The 21,592-nt window shown below is 36.8% G+C and carries 10 protein-coding genes; all 10 read left to right on the forward strand.

The genetic code is table 11. The features are described 5' to 3' along the window. Positions 1-143: 143 nt before the first annotated feature. Entirely contained in the window at positions 144-4,172 is a 4,029-nt protein-coding gene (locus tag BW935_RS06260) for a hybrid sensor histidine kinase/response regulator transcription factor (protein ID WP_076499608.1), read from the forward strand. Between the two features lie 172 nt (positions 4,173-4,344). Next, positions 4,345-7,479, forward strand: a complete 3,135-nt coding sequence (locus BW935_RS06265) for a SusC/RagA family TonB-linked outer membrane protein (protein WP_076499610.1) — start codon at positions 4,345-4,347, stop codon at positions 7,477-7,479. A 5-nt stretch (positions 7,480-7,484) separates the two neighbouring features. Continuing rightward, positions 7,485-9,023, forward strand: a complete 1,539-nt coding sequence (locus BW935_RS06270) for a RagB/SusD family nutrient uptake outer membrane protein (protein WP_076499613.1) — start codon at positions 7,485-7,487, stop codon at positions 9,021-9,023. A gap of 155 nt (positions 9,024-9,178) precedes the next feature. After that, positions 9,179-10,042 carry a glycoside hydrolase family 16 protein gene (locus BW935_RS06275; protein ID WP_076499615.1) on the forward strand — a complete coding sequence of 288 codons (864 nt, stop codon included), beginning with the start codon at positions 9,179-9,181 and terminating at the stop codon, positions 10,040-10,042. A 114-nt stretch (positions 10,043-10,156) separates the two neighbouring features. After that, positions 10,157-11,569 carry a sulfatase-like hydrolase/transferase gene (locus tag BW935_RS06280; protein ID WP_076499617.1) on the forward strand — a complete coding sequence of 471 codons (1,413 nt, stop codon included), beginning with the start codon at positions 10,157-10,159 and terminating at the stop codon, positions 11,567-11,569. Beyond that, entirely contained in the window at positions 11,562-13,235 is a 1,674-nt protein-coding gene (locus tag BW935_RS06285) for a right-handed parallel beta-helix repeat-containing protein (protein WP_139325506.1), read from the forward strand. Before BW935_RS06280 ends, BW935_RS06285 begins: the two co-directional genes overlap by 8 nt. A gap of 13 nt (positions 13,236-13,248) precedes the next feature. Then, a complete protein-coding gene (locus BW935_RS06290; protein ID WP_076499619.1) occupies positions 13,249-14,385 on the forward strand; it encodes a glycoside hydrolase family 43 protein in 1,137 nt (378 codons plus the stop codon). A 5-nt stretch (positions 14,386-14,390) separates the two neighbouring features. Further along, positions 14,391-15,779 (forward strand): sulfatase-like hydrolase/transferase, encoded by a 1,389-nt coding sequence (locus BW935_RS06295; protein WP_076499622.1) that lies wholly within the window; start codon positions 14,391-14,393, stop codon positions 15,777-15,779. A gap of 23 nt (positions 15,780-15,802) precedes the next feature. Further along, positions 15,803-17,359: a sulfatase family protein gene (locus BW935_RS06300; RefSeq protein ID WP_076499624.1), complete on the forward strand. Its 1,557-nt coding sequence runs from the start codon at positions 15,803-15,805 to the stop codon at positions 17,357-17,359. Positions 17,360-17,655: 296 nt separating this feature from the next. Beyond that, entirely contained in the window at positions 17,656-21,567 is a 3,912-nt protein-coding gene (locus BW935_RS06305; RefSeq protein WP_076499626.1) for a glycosyl hydrolase, read from the forward strand. Positions 21,568-21,592 lie beyond the last annotated feature (25 nt).

Genomic DNA, 21,592 nt, shown 5'->3' on the forward strand with positions numbered 1-21,592 from the left:
CATTTAGAGAAGCATTAAATTGCTCAGTGTAAAGTTTGAATTGGCTATACTCTTAATTTATGTTGAATTAAGGATAGCCCAAGGAAATAGACTAGTTGTTGAAAAAAACTATTATATTTTCATACAATTGACCCAAAGTACCAATGATTAAGAAGTTTATCCAATTGATGTTACTCGTTTTGCTGGGGGGCATTTCTGCTTTCGGACAAACTAGAAGTGAAGAATTTTCTATTGACTTTATTGATGTAAGAAAAGGACTGTTAAGCAATTTTGTTACCAAGACAGTAAGTGATGATGATAATATCAAATATTTTGCAACTGAAGGGGGAGTTTCTAAATATGATGGGTACAACTTTACCAGCATTCGTCCAGGTAATGATTTTCCTGAATTAGAAAACGAAAATATAGAAACCCTTTTCAAAGACTCAGAGAATAATATTTGGATTGGAACCAAAGAAGGTGGGGTTGCTGTGCTAGATGCAAATACAAATAAACTCAGAAGTCTCAATCACATTTTTTCAAGTATCCCTAACAAAAGATTACGCGTCATCACAATCAATCAAGCCAAAGATGGTATGATGTGGATAGGAACTTGGGGAAATGGCGTCTTCGTTTTTGATCCAATTGAAGAGAAATTGATTACTCACTACCCAGCTACCTTGCCAATCTATTCAATCATTAGAGATCAGTATGATAATATGTGGTATGTGGGTAACTCTAGACTTCATAAATATGATCCATCAGAAGGCCGGCTTTTGACCTTCAATACAAAAAACTTGATGTATAACCTGATTGAGGACAAAGAGCGGGATAAAATCTGGATGGTAGGTACTCGCAGTGATCAAGTATTTTTAGAAAGTTTTGATTATGAAACCCAGGAAATCGAACAGCATCCAGTCAACTTCAATGCCCGCTATGTAAAAGCAATGGCTTTGGATCATCAGAATAGACTTTGGCTTGGGAGCTGGGGTGATGGCTTGTATATCAGTAATTCTGAAGTAAATCATTTTGAAAGAATCAACACTAATCCTCAAGGAGGTAATTTTGATAATATCAATTATTCTATTATTCTAGATATTGATATTGATAATAACGGTATTGCTTGGATGGGGACTTCGCATGGAGGTGTCTTGATTTTATATCCAAACAAAGGATTTAAGTTACTCAAAGCTAATGCTAACTACGATAGAATTGATCAAAATATAGTCTCTATGTTCAAGGATCGGTTAGGGAAACTGTACAAAGGCTCTCTCACTGATGGTCTATATGTTCAAGACAAGTCAGGCGATTTTAAAAAGATTTCAAATATCATATCAGCAAAGATCAATACATTTTATGAACATGGAAACACATTATTTATTGGTACTGCATTTGGACTTTATATCATCAAAAACAATGATTTTTCTTCTGCAAAAAGATATATTCCAATTGAAAAAGTGACATCAATCCTTTTGGATTCTAAGAACAGACTTTGGCTTGGAACTCAAGAGAGGGGTTTGAAAATGACAGATTATCAGGCAGATCCTGAGCTTAGAAATCTGAAAATATATTCAGAAACAGAAAATCAACGAACTTTAGATAACAATAGAATTAGCCATGTAAAGGAGGATGACAAAGGAAACATTTGGCTAGCTACCTATGCTGGGCTCAATCTATATGATGAAGAAAATGATAAATTCTACAATCAACAATCACTGATCAGTCAAAGAGCAACAAGTATCATAATCAATGATATACATATAAGTGATGACAAGATTTATCTTGGAACTCCAACTGGTTTGAGTATTCTTAGCTATAAAGACTATAACTTGAAGTTAGAGGCTTTTTTTGATAAGGACAAAGGACTGATCAATGACTTTATCTGTGCCATTGAAGAAGACAGATATGGAAATCTTTGGCTTAGTACGACCACTACAATTACCAAATATCAAAAAGACCTAAAGAACTTCATTAACTACGACAGAGAAGATGGAGTGATGATTAATTCTTTTCATATTTCCTCTTCACTTCAAGATTCAGATGGGATGATGTATTTTGGAGGATCTAATGGTATCATCACTTTCGACCCATATGAAATACCAGATGAATTTAATATACCAGAGATAGTTTTCACTAAACTAATTGTTAATAACAAGCACTTAGAAGTAGGAGAGGAGGTAGATGGACATGTAGTTCTTTCAAAAGTAATTCAAAAAACAGATCGCATCAATCTAGGATATGCTCAAAACCACCTTTCTTTGAGTTTTACAGCTAATGATTTTTTTGGTCCAGATAACATCACCTACGCGTACAAATTGACTGGTTTGCAAAATGATTGGATCAATTTGGGTGTGAAAAATGAAATCAACTTCACAGGTTTAAGATCAGGTAAATATGAGTTATTAGTCAAGGCAAGTAGAAACAATCAGGACTGGTCTGAAGCAAAAAAATTAGAAATAATTATTGACACTCCGCCTTGGTATTCTTGGTGGGCCTTTTTGATCTATGCTTTTCTTGTCGTGAGTATTTTGATTTTGGTGAGACATTATTCGAGTCGACAAGCTATACTTAAAGCTGAATTACGCATTATTCAAATAGAGAAGGAAAAAGAGCATGAACTTAATGAAGCTAAAATTACCTTCTTCACCAATATTTCTCATGAATTCAGAACACCACTTACGCTCATTTTAAGCCCGGTAATTGAATTAATAGAGTCTTACAAACTTGATGAAGCTGTAAAAGAGAAATTGAAATTAGTTGAGAATAACTCTAAGAGAATGCTCAATTTGATCAATCAATTGCTGGATTTTAGAAAATCAGAACATGGACTTTTAAAACTTAAAATCACAAATTCAGATTTCATAGAATTCTCAAAAGAGGTTTTTTTGAATTTCAAAAGTATTGCAGCCAAAAAGAAAATCAGTTACCATTTTGATAGCAACGTCGATAGTTTTAAAATGAATTTTGACCGAGATCAGATGGAGATAGTTATCAATAACTTCTTATCTAATGCCTTTAAATATACCAAAGACAAGGGTATAGTGAGATTGGAAATTGAAGTTTTTGATAATCAGATTCAATTGATGGTCAAGGATACAGGAATAGGATTGTCAGAAGAAAACAAAGAGAAAATTTTCAATAGGTTTTTTCAAGTCCATCAAACAGATTTAGAAAAAATAGCAGGCAGTGGTATTGGACTTGCATTCTCTAAAAATATCGTTGACCTACATGGAGGACAAATTAAAGTAGATAGCTTACTCAATTCGGGAACTACTTTTACAATTTGCTTACCTCTAAATAAATTGGATGGAGCTTTTGTGGATATGAATCTGATAGAAAAAAGCATACAATCTTTCGGTCTCCATGAAAACCTTTCATCTGAAGTATTTGAAGAAGAAACAATAGAGGAAGATGGGAAATTGTTCACTGTTTTGGTTGCTGATGACAATGAAGATATAAGGGCATACCTTAAAGAACTTCTTAAAGAGGACTATCATATCTTGGAATCAGAAGATGGAGCACAAGCCTTAAAGCTCATTCATCAAGAGATACCAGATTTGGTGATTTCAGATGTAATGATGCCTAATATGGATGGGATTACGCTTTGTCAAGAATTAAAAAGTCAAATCAGTACTTCTCATATTCCTATAATTCTATTGACAGCAAGAACCTCTTTGGATTATGAATTGGAAGGATTACAGACAGGTGCCGAGGATTACATTACCAAACCCTTTAATCCAGGAATTGTCAAAACAAAAATTGCAAACATCCTTGAAAATAGAAAAAAGCTAAGAGAGTATTTTTTCAACAAGGTAAGATTTGAACCAGACACACAAGAAGTCCATGAATCCAATATCGATGCTGATTTTATAGAAAAAGCAATTCGATTGGTCAATGATAATCTTCAAAATGATGCATTTGGAATAGAGATGATGGTCAATGAGCTTTTTATGAGTCAAAGTACCTTGTTTAGAAAAATCAAGTCATTGACAGGAATGTCCTTGACAGGTTTCATTCGCTCAATCAAACTCAAAGCAGCAGCACAATTGATTTTACAAACTGATATGAAATTGAGCCAAGTAGCGCATGAATCTGGCTTTAATGACTATAAGTATTTCAAAAAATCATTTGAATCTCAGTTTGGGTGCTTGCCATCTGAATACAAAAACAAAATATTACAAAGCATAAAATAAATTATAGGGTTAGAAAGATTGAAAAAACACCTCTTTGAGGTGTTTTTTTATATTGATTGATTTGCCCCTTGATATGATTGATTGATACCCTTCTATATAAATTATTAAAATCAACTTTGGAAGAGAAATAATTAATTTCTCAGAAACAACAATAAACCAAAACACACTATTTATGGATTCATTATTTACTAAGAATCGACTTGATAGGTACCTTTCGTCTTGCTGGAGTAAAAGCATTAGCTTACTTACCTTAGTACTTTTCATTACGATCTATCAGGCCGAAGCATTTCAACAAAATAGGCAAGTCACAGGTCAGGTGATTTCACAGTCAGACAAAGATGGGATGCCAGGGGTTGCCGTAACATTAAAAGGTACAACCCGTGGTGCAGTTACAGATATAGATGGTAGGTTTTCTATCGACGTGCCATCCTCGGAATCAATCTTGGTTTTCAGCTTCATTGGCTACGCCACACAAGAAAGAGCAGTAGGGAATCAAACATCTATCAATATTACACTTTCTGAATCAGAAGAATTGATGCAAGAATTTGTGGTGGTAGGGTATGGAGAGCAAAAGAAGCTTAATCTTACTGGCTCTGTTGAGACTGTCAGATTTGATGATGCAGTCAATCAACCTGTGACAAATTCAGGTCAATTGATGTATGGTAGATTTGCTGGTGTACAACTTACGCAAGCAAGCGGTCTTCCAGGAAGTGATCAATCTGGCATCATCATTAGAGGTCAAGGATCTTTTGGAGGGACAACTCCCCTCGTAGTAATAGATAATATCCAATACGAAGGGTTAAGAGAGTTTAATAATCTTGCCCCTTCTGATATTGAAAGTATATCTGTTTTGAAAGACGCATCAGCAGCTGCCATTTATGGAGCTAGAGGCGCCAATGGTGTCATTGTAGTTACCACTAAGAAAGGTCAAAAAGGCAAGTTTTCAGTTGATTATAACAATTTTATTGGCTTTCAAAGAGTAACTGTGGTGCCTGAATACCTTGATGGTGTACAATATGCTCAATTAAGAAATGAAAGGGATATCAATTTAAATGGTCCTAATGCACAAATCAGGTATTCTGATGAAGCCATTGACGCGATAAGAAATGGAACAATGCCAAATATGTATGCGAATACAAATTGGGCACAAGTAGCCTTGAGAGATGCACCTATTCAAAATCATTATTTGGGATTTACTGGAGGCTCTGACAAAACAACATACAGAGTTTCTGTTGGTTATTTGAATCAGGAAGCAGTAGTACAGGGTAAGTTTCAAAATGAAAGATTTACTTTGGGCATCAATCTAACTGCTTCTCCTAATGAATGGTTGACTGTAACTAATGTAACAAATGCTTATTGGGCAAAGTTTAGAGGCCCTACAGGTGGCCCTGGTGCGATTACAGGAGAGACTGGTATCATCAACCAATTTCAAAGATCCGCTCCGACCATACCAGTTCGCTACCCTAATGGTGAGTTAGGTTTTGCTGATGGGGCATATTTAAATCAAAATAGCTCCTATCCAATCAATCACGTTCTAGAAACTGGATTTAGGGGCGATCATGAAAATGACAATATCAATTTCAGTGAAAGATTGGGGCTTCAAGCAAAAATTATAGACGGATTAGTTTTTGAAACAAGTGGGAGCTTAATTGTAAATTTTGCGAATATCTCAGACTTCGCGCCAACCAGAGTTATCAGAGATTGGGACGGCAATATTATTAATCAGAATCTATTGAATAGACTTTCTAATGACTTGAATTTCAGTTACAGGTTAATGAATGAAAATATCCTAAGGTACAATACTTCTTTTAATGATTCACACAACTTCAACTTCATGTTAGGTCACTCTGTGATTTACGACAAAGTGGATGGTTTTGGTGGCACGCTTCAGGGATTTCCAACTGACAATATTCAAGAATTCAATGGTGGTGGAGTTATTAACCCTTCTGTAAGTGGTGGTGCCTCAGAAGAAGCTTGGCAGTCATTTTTTGGTAGAGTCAATTATAATTATGAAGAAAAATACCTTTTTGAATTCAATTTAAGAAGAGATGGTTCCTCTAAGTTTGGTTCTGAAAATAGATACGGAACTTTTCCATCTGTATCTGCAGGCTGGAATATTGGTAGAGAGAGCTTTTTGGCAGGTTCACAGGTATTTTCAGATCTAAAAGTCAGAGGTAGCTGGGGTATCAGTGGCAACGATAGAATTGGAAATTATATTTTCGAGCAGACCTACAATACTGGATTAGATTACCATATTGGACAAAACACCATAGTTCCGGCTGTCGCTTTGACTGCCTTAGCAAATCCAGGTATCAGATGGGAAAGAATTGAGCAATATAACTTCGGTTTGGATATGGCACTTTTCCAAAACAAATTGAATATAACCGCTGATTATTTTAGAAGAATCAGCTCCGACATTCTTTATACAAACTTCCCTATTCCTAATTCCATTGGGGTTACAAATTTAGCTGCGCAAAATGCTGCTGGGATGGAGAATAAAGGGATAGAGCTAGCTGTAAATTACAGAAAGACCTTAGGTCCTGTAAGAATGGAAATCGGTGGGAATGTCACTAGAATGGCTGATAATAGAGTGACCAATCTTGGAGAAGGTGGGGAAGAAACGATAACTGGCAATAATATCATTAGAATTGGTGTTCCATTCCAGTCTTATTTTGGTTATCAAGCTATTGGTATTTTCCAATCTCAAGAAGAAGTGGATAGTGCACCTGTTCAATTTGGAAGCAATCTGACAAGGCCTGGAGATATAAGATATGCAGATACCAATGGAGATGGTGTAATTGACGCCAATGATAGGGTAGTGATAGGGAATCCTTTCCCAAGATGGATCTATGGAGCTAATCTTAATTTGACCTTCAAGGACTTTGATATGACTGCAATCTTCCAAGGTTTGGGAAGAGTAGACAGAATTATGCAGGGGAATGGACAACTTCCAATGGTGGATGATAGAAATAACGCGCTTTCTTATTGGCAAAATAGATGGACACCTGAAAATCCATCCGAAGACCTTCCAAGGTTAGGAGGAGTGAATAACCAATTGATTTCTACTTTCTATATCGAAGACATGTCATTCTTCAGGTTAAAGAATATTGAAATTGGTTATAACCTACCCAAAGCAGTAGCACAAAAGCTTTTGATGCAAAGAGCCAGAATATTTATAGGTGGACAGAACTTACTGACTTTAACAAAAGTCAAAAACTTTGATCCTGAGAGACAGAGGGGGCTAAATACCGAAAGAACTACTCCACTCTACAAAGTATATACTGCTGGCATCAACCTTAAATTCTAATAATCATGAAAAAATTATTTATATATCTTACAGTTATTCTAACTATTTCCTCTTGTTCGGATGATTTCCTCGATAGAGGTTCACTTACCCAATTAGCAGAAGGAAATTTCTGGCTGACTGAAGCAGATGCACAGTTAGGTATTAATGGCGTTTATGCAGCTTTACAAAGTAGAGCTTTATATAGTGGAAATTTGAATGGTAATGCTGGTATCCCTCAATATGACGGTTTATCAGACAATGTTTTCAATTCCTTTAAATGGGAAGGACCTGGTATATTTATGGAAGCCAATGTAGATCCTGCAACCCCATTTTTCAATTCTTTTTGGACTGCCAATTACGTTGGAATTGGGAGAGCAAATGCAGCAATAAGTAATATCAGCAATATTTCACCTGATAATATCAGCGAAGAATCAAAAGGCGTTCTACTAGGACAAGCATATTTCCTTAGAGCATTGTTCTATATGAATCTGGCTGTTTATTTTGAGGAAGCTCCTTTAATTTTAGAGGTTCAAACTTTAGAAACGGCCTATGTTCCTAAGAATTCATATAATGAAATTAAATTAGCTATTGAAGAGGATTTGGCCAAAGCAATTCAAACATTGCCAAATTCCTACCCTGGATCCCAATTTGGCTATGCAACCAAAGGAGCTGCTTTATCTTTGGCTGCAAGATGGGCACTGTATAATCAAGAATATCAAAAGGTTGTAGAATTCACAAATGAAACATTAGGATTAGGATACGGATTGCACAATAACTATGGGCAGTTATTCACAGAAGCTGGTGAATTGTCAAATGAAATAGTATTCTCAATTAGATTTATTATTGATCAATCCAATAATACTGAAACTTTCTCAGGAACATTTTTAGGGGCGCCAAAAGTGGATGATTCTCCAATGGCAAACTTGGTGGATGATTATTATTGTATTGATGGATTGCCAATATCTGAGTCACCACTTTATAATCCTCAGAACAGAAAGGAAAACAGAGATCCAAGATTGGGTGCCTCTATTTATTTCCCTGGAGATATATTCCTAGTTGACCTGAATAGGCCATTTATTGGAAACACTCCTACAGGTTTTGGAAGGAGAAAATATACCAGAAATCAGGCATCCCCTGAGGGTATTGCCGTATTTGCACCAGGGGGACAAGATTTTTATTTAATAAGATATGCGGATGTTTTGTTGATGCGTGCTGAAGCTTTAGCTGAATTAGGTCAATTAGGTGAAGTTTATGATTTGGTTAATCAAGTTAGAGTTAGAGCAGGAATGCCAGTGATTGAGGATGTTGAAGGAAGTGGGCTAAGCCAAGGTCAATTAATTGATATTGTCAGACATGAAAGAAGGGTAGAACTGGCTTTTGAATCCCTTAGGTTCTTTGATCTGAAAAGATGGGGTACCATGCAAGAAGGATATGCAAGAGCCGCGGCTGATCCTGTTGGGCCATTCAATCCTCAATACAGAGGTAGAAGATCAGAAGTATTCCCTATTCCTCAATCTGAGTTGGATGCAAACAGGAATTTAGTTCAAAATCCTGTTTGGAATTGATCTGACAGAATATTTTGCAATAAGATCTAAATAGTGGCAGAGCATCACGAGTGCTCTGCCACTATTTGGAATGGCTGTGTGGCTGAATTCTATTGATTAAAAATAAGAATTCTAAATCCATTGACAGTCAATATAAGATTTGAATCAAAATCCATATGAACAAGTTGAATTTATTCTTTCCTATACTGGCTGCTATTGGTATTTCGTGTAATCAATCTGTTACAATTCCCGAAAACGAATTAGTGGTACCTGAAGGCTACAAACTTGTATGGCATGATGAATTTGCTTTAGACGGCAAACCAGACGAGAACTTTTGGACTTACGAAATTGGCCTGAAAAGAAACAATGAACTCCAATATTACCAACCAGAAAATGCCAATATCAAAGACGGGCTTTTGATACTTGAAGGTAAAAGGGAAAAAGTTAAAAATGAAGCCTATGATCCAAACAGCAATGACTGGAAAAAAAACCAAGAGTTTGCCAAATATACTTCCGCAAGCATTAACACTAAGGGTAAGAAATCCTTTCAGTATGGAATTATTGAAGTAAGAGCCAAGATAGATACGGCTATTGGCATGTGGCCAGCAATTTGGACTTTGGGTGAATCCCAAGGGTGGCCAGCAAATGGTGAGATTGATATAATGGAATACTATCAGGTAAATGGAGAGGGGACCCTATTGGCCAATGCAGCTTGGGCCAGTTCAGACAAACGTGCCGCTTGGGATAAAGCTAAGATTCCGATTAGGAAATTTATAGAACGTGATCCAGAATGGGCGGAAAAATTTCATGTGTGGAAAATGGACTGGAACCAAGACTATATTCGCTTATACCTTGACGATGAATTGCTCAATGAAGTGGACCTAGCTAGGACTATAAATCCGGATGGCTTTAATCCTTTTCAGCAACCTCACTTCATCTTGTTAAACCTAGCCATTGGCTCTAATGGAGGAGATCCCTCTACTACCACATTTCCAAAGGAATATTTAGTGGATTATGTTCGAGTTTTTCAAAAAAAATAAAGTCTCACGAAAATGCGAATAAGTTTCAAATTCCAGCCGCTCTTACATCAAACAAGTAGCTGCCTAGCATTTCAGAAATCTAAATAAACTTGATTTATATTTTAACCAAATTTAATGATGTCTTTGTTTAAACTCCATATATCGCTTTTGGTGATTTTCTTTACTATCAACTTGAAGGTAAATAGTCAATCTATCCAAAAGCCTAATCTGATAATCATCTTAACCGATGATCAAGGATATGCTGATGTGGGTTTTAATGGAAGTGACCAAATACCAACCCCAAATATTGATAGAATTGCAGCGAATGGAACTGTATTTTCTTCAGGGTATGTGTCTTATGCAGTTTGTGGGCCAAGTAGGGCCGGTTTAATTACTGGCAGATATCAAGATAAATTTGGGTTTGGAGATAATCCATTATATGCGCCTAACGATTCCACTATGGGTCTTCCACTCACAGAACAGACTCTTGGAGATTACCTTCAAGCAGCCGACTACAAAACTTCTATAATCGGAAAATGGCATTTAGGAGCCCATCAAACACTACATCCTAATAAACGGGGGTTTAATGAGTTTTATGGTTTTCTTGGTGGTGGGCACCAATACTTCCCAGAGAACTTGACTTTAAAAGATGAGTTCGAAGTTAGATCGGAATATGGATCTTACAGAACCAAGCTATTAAAAAATCACAGTAGGGTAGAAGAAAATGAGTACCTGACAGATGCTTTTTCCAGAGAAGCGGTTTCGTTTATTCAAAGGAATCATAAAGACCCGTTCTTTTTATTTCTTTCGTACAATGCTCCACATGGTCCTTTACAAGCGACTGAAAAATATTTGAAAAGATTTTCAAATATTTCAAATGAAAAAAGGAAAACCTATGCAGCCATGGTTTCCGCAGTGGATGATGGAGTGGGCGATATTTTGGATTTGTTGAGAGAATTAGGAATAGAAGAAAATACTCTTGTTTTTTTTCTTTCAGACAATGGAGGACCTACCGCAGATAATGCTTCTGACAACAAACCTTTAAGAGGTAAAAAGGGAGATTTCTTTGAAGGAGGAGTGAGGGTGCCTTTTGCTGTCCAATGGAAGGGAGTTATACCGGCAGGTCACACCTATGATCATCCCATTATTTCACTTGATATCTTCGGGACAATAGCAGGTGTATTAGGTGCTCGAACTAAAAATGAATTGGATGGAGTGAATTTAATTCCTTTTCTAATAGGTGAAAACAAAAATGCACCACACGAAGCTTTATTTTGGAGAAATCACAAAGTTGATCGCTATGCAATCCGAACTGCTGACTTTAAAATGATAACTGAACCAAAGCAGCAATACTTATTTGATATCAAGTCTGATATTTCTGAAAAAAGAAATCTTTCCTTAAATAATCAATTTCAGCTAAATGATTTGACAAAAAAAATCAATAGCTGGAAAAGCTTTTTGAAAGATCCTCTTTTTATGGGTTTGATGGAAGATGAGGCCTACTCAAAATTGAATCCTGATCGTTTCGGTAAAAAATCCAATGAATAAAAACCCACAGATCACAGTATTATCTATGAAGACAAAAGTTTCTGTATGTATTGTAATTCTTCTGTTATACTTCACCTACGGTGCAGAAGCAATAGACTATTATTTCCATCCTAAAACTGGTAACGATCTCGCTAATGGTACTTCTGAAATGTCACCATTTAAATCTTTGGGTAAATTAGGCGAATTGAAACTAGAGCCAGGTGATCGGATACTATTGGCTGCTGGAGAAGAGTTTACCGAAACTTTATCAATCATCAATGTTCATGGAAGTTTTGAGCATCCCATCCTCATAGACTCTTATCAAAATAATGGAACCACCTCAATAGGCAAAGCCATCATCAATGCCCGAGGTCTTTTGAATGGTGTCTTTGTATCCAACTCAAGTCATATTATCATTAGAAGTCTTGAGATTAGTGCAAATGGACCCTTAGATGATATTGGCTATGGAGAAATGCGTGTAGGTGTAATGCTTTTAGGAATCGGAAATGATAAGATTCAAAACATTCATTTGCAAGACTTAAATATAAAAAATGTATTTCATGAAAAAGAGGGTGTTAGTAGGTCTCAAGCAGAGGTACGGTCTGCTAATGGTACCCAAAAATATGGATGGGGAATCCGATTGGTTGCACAAGATAATTCAGAAATAGAACAGATTGAAATCAGGAATTCACGAATTGAAAATGTAAGTCACACAGGAATCAAACTAACAGGAACGCAAAGGCAGAATATTCGAAACATTCGGATCTATGATAATGAAGTAACCCGAACAGGCGGTCCGGGAATTCAAATGTCAGGTGTCAAGTTTGTCCATGTGAAAGGTAATGATGTGAGTTACTCTGGCAGTGAAGACGATTCTAGGAAATGGGGTAGGGGCTCAGGACTTTGGACTTGGTCAGCTTCTTATGTCATGATAGAACATAATAGGTTTACACATGCCAATGGACCAGGAGATTCTGCAGGTGCTCATATTGATTTCAATTGTGATAATGTAATTCTTCAATACAACTTTAGTGCGGAGAATGCAGGTGGGTTCTGTGAGATTTTAGGAAATAACTACAATTGCGCCTACCGCTACAATATCAGTGTAAATGATGGCCACAGAATCAAAGGAGAAAACGGTGCTTTTCAAGAAGGGAAAATATTTTGGCTAAGTGGATATCAAGGGGAACAAAAACCTAGAAAAGGCCCAATAAACTCTTATTTCTATAACAACACAATTTATGTCAAACCTGGCCAGACCTCAAAAATTGCAGTTGATAATGGTTCTAATGGTCTTTTGATTGTCAATAATATCTTCCATTTGGAAGGCCCTGTTGAGTTTGTTGCTGGAGACCAATACAAACCGGATGAAAGTAAAGGAGATAAGAATTTGCAAAGGGTTCTCTTTGAAAATAACCTTTTTCTCCATTCAACCAACTGGCCAAAAAATAGCATGTTGAATGATCAAAAGCCTCTTTTTGGCTCCGCTAGATTTAAAAATGCTGGAGGTTTGGATCCTCAGGATTATATTCCTTTGGATGATGTGGTTACAAAAGGCATTCCGATATCTTTTATCCCAGGCGATGACTTTGGCTTGATGTCTGGCTTAGAAATGAATCAGGATTTTCTAACAAACCCAATTGATGCCAACCCAAGTATTGGCGCTATAAAATTTATTAACAATTAAAAATGGCATACAAATGAAAAAAATATTTGCAATAACGATTCTATCATTGACCTTCCTACTTGCTTGTCAAATGAAATACCAGAGTTTTTCCCCAGGTCAAGTATGGCTTGATGATCAAAATACACATATCAATGCACATGGTGGAGGTTTTTTAATTCATAATGATACTTATTATTGGTTTGGAGAGCACAAGATTGCAGGTGAAGAAGGAAATAAAGCCCAAGTAGGTGTGGGAGTTTATTCATCTAAAGACCTTTATAATTGGAAAAATGAAGGCATCGCATTGGAAGTCCATGATGATCCCAATTCTCTTTTGGTAAAAGGTTGTATCATTGAAAGGCCAAAAGTGATTTATAATGAAAAGACAAAGAAGTTTGTGATGTGGTTTCACCACGAACTCAAGGATAGAGGCTATGAAGCTGCTATGACAGGTCTAGCTATAAGTGACAATATCACAGGTCCTTATAATTATATCAAAAGTGTCAATCCTCATGCTGGAATATGGCCAACGAATTACCCAGATAGTCTTAAATCATTGTCCGCAGATGTTGACAGTTATGTGAGACCTTCCCCAGAATGGAAAGATGCTGTTAGGTTAGGGCTGTATTTGAGAAGAGATTTTGAAAACGGTCAAATGGCACGAGATATGACCCTTTTTGTAGATGACGATGGCAAAGCTTATCATGTACATTCATCAGAAAATAACCAAACACTTCATGTAGCAGAATTGACTGATGACTATATGGATTTTTCTGGAAATTATACCCGAGTACTTCATGGCGAGCAAAATGAAGCCCCTGCGATATTTAAAAAGGACGGAAAGTATTATATGTTTTCTTCCGGGTTAACAGGTTGGAAACCAAATCCAGGAAAATCTGCGGTAGCTGACCATCCCATGGGCCCATGGACTGCATTAGGAAATATGTGTATAGGTACAGAGGATGAAATGAAGACTACCTTTTGGTCTCAAAGTACAGCCGTAATTCCAGTTATTGGCAAAAAAGATGCTTTTATTTTCGTAGGAGATAGATGGACACCTGATAATCCTATCGACGGAAGTTATATTTTTCTTCCCGTTGAGTTTGAAAACCAAAAACCTGTTTTGAGGTGGAGAGATAATTGGAACCTTACTTTTTTTGATAAAAATTGAAAATTATGACCAAATTATTCATTTATATAGGGTTAGTTTTTTGCTTGGATGTTTCGGTTTTTGCCCAATCATCCAAGCCTAATTTCATTGTGATTCTTGCAGATGACTTGGGTTATGCAGACCTGAGTTTGAATGGCAGTAAACAAATTCAAACCCCAAATATAGACGCCATAGCCAAAGGAGGAGTGAATTTCACACAGGCCTATGTATCAGCACCTGTTTGTAGTCCATCTAGAGCAGGCTTGTTGACAGGGAAAAATCAGGTTAGTTTCGGCTATGATAATAACCTTGCAATTAATCAAAAGGGATTTGATCCTGAATATGCTGGTCTCCCTATTGAACAAAAAACCATTGCAGACCGGTTGAAGGAAGCTGGTTATGTTTCTGGGATAATAGGCAAATGGCATCTTGGTTCAAATCCACAATTTCACCCAATAAATAGAGGCTTTGATGAATTTTGGGGATATTTGGCTGGGGGACATCATTATTTTAAATCAGAGAAGGAAGGACAAGGATATTTAGCACCCTTGGAAAGTAATTATAAAACGCCTCAAGAAATCACATATCTTACTGATGACAAAGGTGATGAATGTATTAATTTCATCAAACGTCACAAAGATCGTCCTTTTTTTCTGTATGCTTCATTCAATGCTCCTCATGCACCCATGCATGCGACTGAAGAAGATTTAGCTTTGTTTTCTCACATTTCTGATAAGGATAGAAGGATTTATTTGGCTATGGTGCATCGACTTGATATCAATGTGGGTAGAATTGTCCAAACTTTGAAAGAAGAAGGGTTGATGGAAAACACGATGATCGTTTTTTTAAGTGATAATGGTGGTCCAGTAGATCAAAATCACTCAAACAACGCACCTTTTAATGGTCAGAAAGGTATTTTGCTAGAAGGTGGTATCCGAGTTCCGATGATGATCCAATGGGACGGAACCTTGCCTCAAGGTGTTACTTATACACCAGCCGTTTCTGCATTAGACTTGATGCCAACATTCTTGGAATCGGTCGGAATTAAAGTAGTAGAACAGGATAGTTTGGATGGTGTAAATCTAATTCCTTTTCTAAATGGAGAAAAACAAGGAAATCCCCACCAAACTTTAAAATGGAAATTTACTGTTAGTGCTGGTATTCTAGAAGAAAATTGGAAACTAATAAGAATACCTGATAGATTACCTCTATTATTTGATATTTCAAAGGATATTTCAGAACAGCATAACTTATTTTTTCAATATCCTGAGATAGCTGAAAGGCTTCTCCGTAAACTAGGCGATTGGGATTTGGCTTTGCCCCATCCCTTATTCTTAGAAGGTGCTGATTGGAAAGCCAAACAACGTGATCTTTATGATAAGATCTACCTAATTAGCCAGCCTGAAAATAAGTAATAGTCTAATAGAAAAATAAACTTATGCATATTACTAAAATTTTGAATTTTCTTTTTCTCAGTTTATTGATGATTTTCTCTTGTCAATCCAAAGAAAGTGAAGAAATAACTGAAACTAAAAAACCCAATGTCTTGATCATTTATTTAGATGATTTAGGCTATGGAGACTTGAGTGCTTACGGGGCCACAGAAATCTATACGCCAAACATGGATAGACTCGCCAATGAAGGTCTCAAGTTTACCAACGCCTATGCCACCTCTGCTACATGTACACCTAGCAGGTACGGAATATTGACAGGGACATATCCTTGGAGAAATGACAATGCCAAAATACTTCCTGGTACTGCACCATTATTGATTGAAACCGATGAAATGACGATTCCCAAAATGCTCAAAACCAAAGGTTATCATACTGGAATCGTGGGTAAGTGGCATTTAGGTCTTGGAGATGGCTTTGTCGATTGGAATGAAAAGATAAGCCCAGGACCAAATGAAGTGGGATTTGATTATGCTTACATCATGGCTGCTACTCAAGATAGAGTACCTACGGTGTATATCAAGAATGGGAATGTTGTAGGTTTAGATAAAGAAGATCCTATTCTAGTTGATTATGATAATAACTTCGAAGGTGAACCAACAGGAAAAAATAACCCTGAATTGCTCAAAATGATGTGGCATCATGGTCATAACAGCAGCATTGTCAATGGAATCCCAAGAATCGGTTACATGAAAGGTGGCGAAAGTGCCAAATGGGTGGACGAAGATATGGCTGACCATTTCCTACTAGAAGCCCAACAGTTTATCAAAGAAAAAAGCCGAGGAGAAAATCCATTTTTTCTTTATTATGCCATGCAGCAACCTCATGTGCCAAGAACACCACATCCAAGATTTGAAGGAAAATCAGGAATGGGTCCTAGAGGAGATGTGATTTTGGAGGCAGATTGGTGTGTTGGAGAGATTATGAAAACCTTAGAAGAAGAAGGGGTTTTGGAAAATACTTTAGTGATTTTTTCTTCTGATAATGGGCCAGTTTTGAATGATGGCTATTATGATCATGCAGTAGAAAAACTTGGCAATCATACACCTTGGGGGCACTTTAGAGGAGGCAAATATAGCTTATTTGAAGCAGGAACGAGAATGCCTTTTATGACCTATTGGAAAGGAACCATTCAGCCAGGAGTGTCCGAAGCCTTGGTTTCACAGCTTGATTTGTTGAATTCATTATCAACTTTGGTGGGGAGTGATATCAAAACAGAAGATGGCGTGGATCTATTGGATGTGCTATTAGGAAATTCAAATGAGGGTAGAGCTGAAGTTATTTTGGAAGCGACGTCTAGAACAGCCTTTAGAAGTGGAGATTATATATTGATTCCGCCATACGATGGGCCTAAAGTAAATGAACTTGTTAATATAGAATTGGGAAATGATTCAGAATATCAGCTGTACAATCTTAAATCAGATCCTGGTCAAAATAATAACCTTGCAAAATCTCAGCCTGAGGTTTTGAAGAAGTTGATTGCAAGGTTTGAGGAATTGAGAGGAAGCGAGTATGAAAAAATCCAACAATTGGAATTAAAGTAAATAATTGGGAGTATTAATTTTTAACACCTGAGGCTTTCGCTTCAGGTGTTTTTTTATAGTTCAATCATTATAGCCTAGGGTATATGATGAAGGTTTATTTTTAGCTAAGGTCAAAATCTTGTACATGGCTAAGTTAATCCCCAGAATTGGACAGCTTGGTAGTGAGTTCTTTAGGTTCGAAAAATAGACTTTTTACCCCTCTGTTTTGAATGATATAGCCCCCTAAAACAAGCACTTATAAGGTAATTTAGAGCTTGATTTTTATCAAAATAATTAATAGTAAACCAAAAAATATCATGAAACAAATTTACAAAAAGGTAATGTCAGCCTTCCTTTTGGTTTTGGGATTTTCCCTAATGATACCATCAGAAGTACTCGCATTACAAGGAAACTCTAATCCCTGCCAATCCAACAAATACCTCTATTGGGTAGGGGATGTGAACAATGATTTCTTTAATGAATTGAATTGGAGAGAGGCAGTACAGACTCCATCGACACCTATTCCTCCAGGTCAAATTGGAGAACTCGGACAGTCAGCCAAGCCTGAATGCCTGCCAGGAGCTAATAAAAACCCGAATGTAATATGCCTCAGTGAGCATGACCCCGATAAAGATAAAACACCAGCAATTGGTACCTTATCTCCGGGGCAACCAATAGCCTTCAATCTATATATTGAAAATGCTGAAGTGATAGCATCTGATGATATTAAATTTGGATGCTTGGATATTGGATTGACATTGAATGGCGCTACGCTAAAATCATCTTCTACTATCTCTCAAGGAGTTATTAGTCTAGGCAATGAAAGTACCCTGAAAATTTCTACAACTACCATTTCTCCCTTGACTCAGTTCGACTTTTTGGATGCTGCATCCTGGATCTATTGGGATGGGATCACTCCTGATAAACTTGGAAGTTTCCTAGACAACCAAATAAAAATCAGTGGCTTAGAATCTTCGATTGGCTCAGGGTATAGAGTCAATCAATATTATCAAAAAGGCTCCTTGATCAGGCCCATTGATCAGTCTTACTTCCCTCTTGAAGTATTTAGTTCTTTAAGTTTTGAAGGAGTTTCTGCTAAAATATCTGAAGATTTAATTTATCGTGGATCAGCAATTCCACTTGGCGATAATTCGGTAAACTCTTTTATTCTCAAACGTGGGTTTATGGTAACTTTTGCAATTAACACGAATGGAACAGGCAAAAGTAAAGTTTATATAGCCTCAGAAAAAGATATGGAGATTGATGCTCTTCCAATTGCTTTACAGGGGAATGTAAGTTTTATTCGAGTAGTTCCTTGGAATTGGGTAACCAAAAAAGGAACAGGGAAAATCCATGAACAAATAGATGCAGGTTGGTTTTACAATTGGAATTTGAATGAAAAAGCAAAGCCCAATTATGATTATGTCCCGATGGCTTGGGGAGCAAGTGGTACCTTTCCTGCAAATATTGACCAAATGATAGGGTTAAAAACCACAACTCATATTTTAGGGTTTAACGAATCAGATAATTGCTTTGGACAATCAGGGCAATTCAATAATTTGTGTGATCCTGAGGTAGCTGTTGCTTATTTTGAAAATCTTATGGGTACAGGGGTTCGATTAGGTTCACCAGCACCAAGGGAAAATGGACCGACAACATGGCTTCTTGAATTTAATCGAATAGCAAAAGAACGGGATGTAAGATTCGATTTCTTGGCTGTGCACTGGTATGATTATGGTAGTAATCCAAATAACACACCTAATGCGAATCCAGAAGCAATTTTTAATAGGTTCAAAAACTACCTGACAAATGTCTATAACATTTATCAACTTCCTATTTGGATTACTGAGTTTAATGCTAACGAAAATAGAAGTACAGCGATTCAAGAAGAATTCCTGAAGTTGGCTTTACCTTATCTAGAAAGTCTAGATTATGTTGAGCGATACGCGTATTTCCCACCTAATCCCGATCTTGCCGATCCTGCAAATAATCCAGAAACTTCAGAGTATACAGATGAAAATGGAAATTTAACTTCAATTGGAGAATTATTTCTTGCTCTTGAATCAAATCCATCTATACCAATGGATACCTACGCTTCACCAAATAATCTGGAGGGTTTGGATTTACCATTTGTCCCGAAACCTGTCAATTCGTTCGCTTTTGAAGCTGAATGTGGAGATTATTTAGGAAGCAAGTGGAATGTAATCCAAGATGAGAATGCATCCAATGGATATTATATCAGAGGAAATGTAAATAAAGAAGGTGAAAGTCCTATTGCCCAACAGATTCATTTTGAATTTGATTTAGACTCTGAAAGTGCTGATCAATATCGAGTTTGGATAAGAGCCAGAAATATGGGCGGAAATGGATCTATCAGGATTGCGGTCAATGGAAATGAACTCAGTCAAGTAATTCCATTTGTAGCCTCTTCATTTACTTGGTTCCAAATTCCACGGTTTTATGATTTGGGAGAAGGAAGGCACAGGTTAACTATTGAATTCCCTAATTCTAATATTTTGTTAGATCAAGTTGCATTCACTTCTGGACCGGCAGATTTCGATTTGTTTTTAAATGAAACAGGTTTCTGCATTCCAGATTCTCTTACTTGGGGATTGGTAAAGACAGATTTCACTGATTTTTTTGAAGCAGAAAATGGAAATATAGGTGCAGCTTGGGAAATAAAAAGTGCAGATAGGGCCATTAATGGCAAGTTTGTCACTTCTCCTTCAGCACAACAAAGCAGTATTGTCCCTCCAGGAAGTGATGGTTTCCTAACATATCAAATAACAGTAGAAGAAGCTGATGAATATGAATTTTGGGCAAAAATCCAGGCCTTTGATGAGGAAGAGTATAGTCTATGGATTTCAGTAGATGGTGAACCTTTCAGAAAGTGGCAGAATTTAGGAAATCCACTTTTTGAATGGTATTGGAAAAAGTTTCACCATAGTTACAACGAAGAAGATCGAAAATTTAGCTATTTCCTAACTGCCGGAAACCATGAAGTAAGGATAGGCTATGCTAGTGGAAATGTATCTATTGATAGGATAGCAGTTGCTAGTAAAGGTAAACTACCTGAGCAAATTGATCCTAATGTACTTCTTATCCAAGAACTTCTTGAATTTGAAGCTGAGTTTGCAACAATTTTAGGGAATGCAGTTATTCAAGGTTGTGAATTAGCATCAGAAGGTCAATATGTAAATATGGGAAATATTAATTCAAATGGAGTTAGGTTTGGGGAGATTATTGCACCTGAATCAGGACTATATGAATTAAATATAGTTTACTACAGTAAAGTAGCTAGAGCTTTCTCAGTGAGAGTTAATGGAGAAAATCCAATTCCACAATCTGCTGCTCCATCTGGACTTTGGTGTTTTGAAGGCGGGAATTCTGCTATTCATAAAATTGAAGTTATCCTTAAGGAAGGCCTGAATGTGATAGATATCAACCCTTTTAGTGGTGCAAGTCCTATTATTGACAAAATTAAACTTGAAAAATCAAAAAGAATTGCGCCTACTATGATCTCACTTGAAGCAGAAGAAGCTGAACTGATAGGTTCTATGCAAACACCAACTTGCGCTACTGCTTCAAATGGGCAGGTTGTTAACTTGGGCTCAAACATTAGTAATCAGATTAATTTCAGAAATATTAATATTAATAATGCTGGTATTTATAGTGTTGAATTTCATTATTTCACGCCAGTTCTAAGAAAAATGAGAATCATTACCAATGGTGTCGCTCAGACTGTCGACTTTTTGCCAACAGGTGCCTTTTGCTTTGAAGGGGGATCGCCTGGTACTCAAACCGTAGAGTTAGAATTGCAGGCTGGAGAAAATGTTATTCAACTTACACCTATTGAAAATGCCGCTCCTGTTATAGATAAAATAGTGATCACTAGTAACGAAGGTGGTCAAGAAATGATGCGAACTCTGAACGAACAAGAAGTAGAAGTAAATACATCTAGCCTTCTAGAATACAGTGAGTTCAAAGTATTTCCAAACCCTGTAAAAGCAGGTCAGTCTTTGACTATTCAGGTTCCTGGAGCAAGTAGTGAAGCAGTGCCAGTATATATGAGTTTGACTGATATGACTGGAAGGACAATCTATTCAAATGCAATGAGTAATACAGAGTCTCAAACTGTGACAATCAATAACTCACTTCAAAAAGGAATCTACGTAGTCCTGATTCAACATGGAAATCAGTGGTTTACTAAGAAACTTAAAGTGGAGTAAAATATAAAAGAGGGGGGAATCCCCC

Source organism: Belliella pelovolcani (assembly GCF_900156785.1).
GTDB lineage: Bacteria > Bacteroidota > Bacteroidia > Cytophagales > Cyclobacteriaceae > Belliella > Belliella pelovolcani.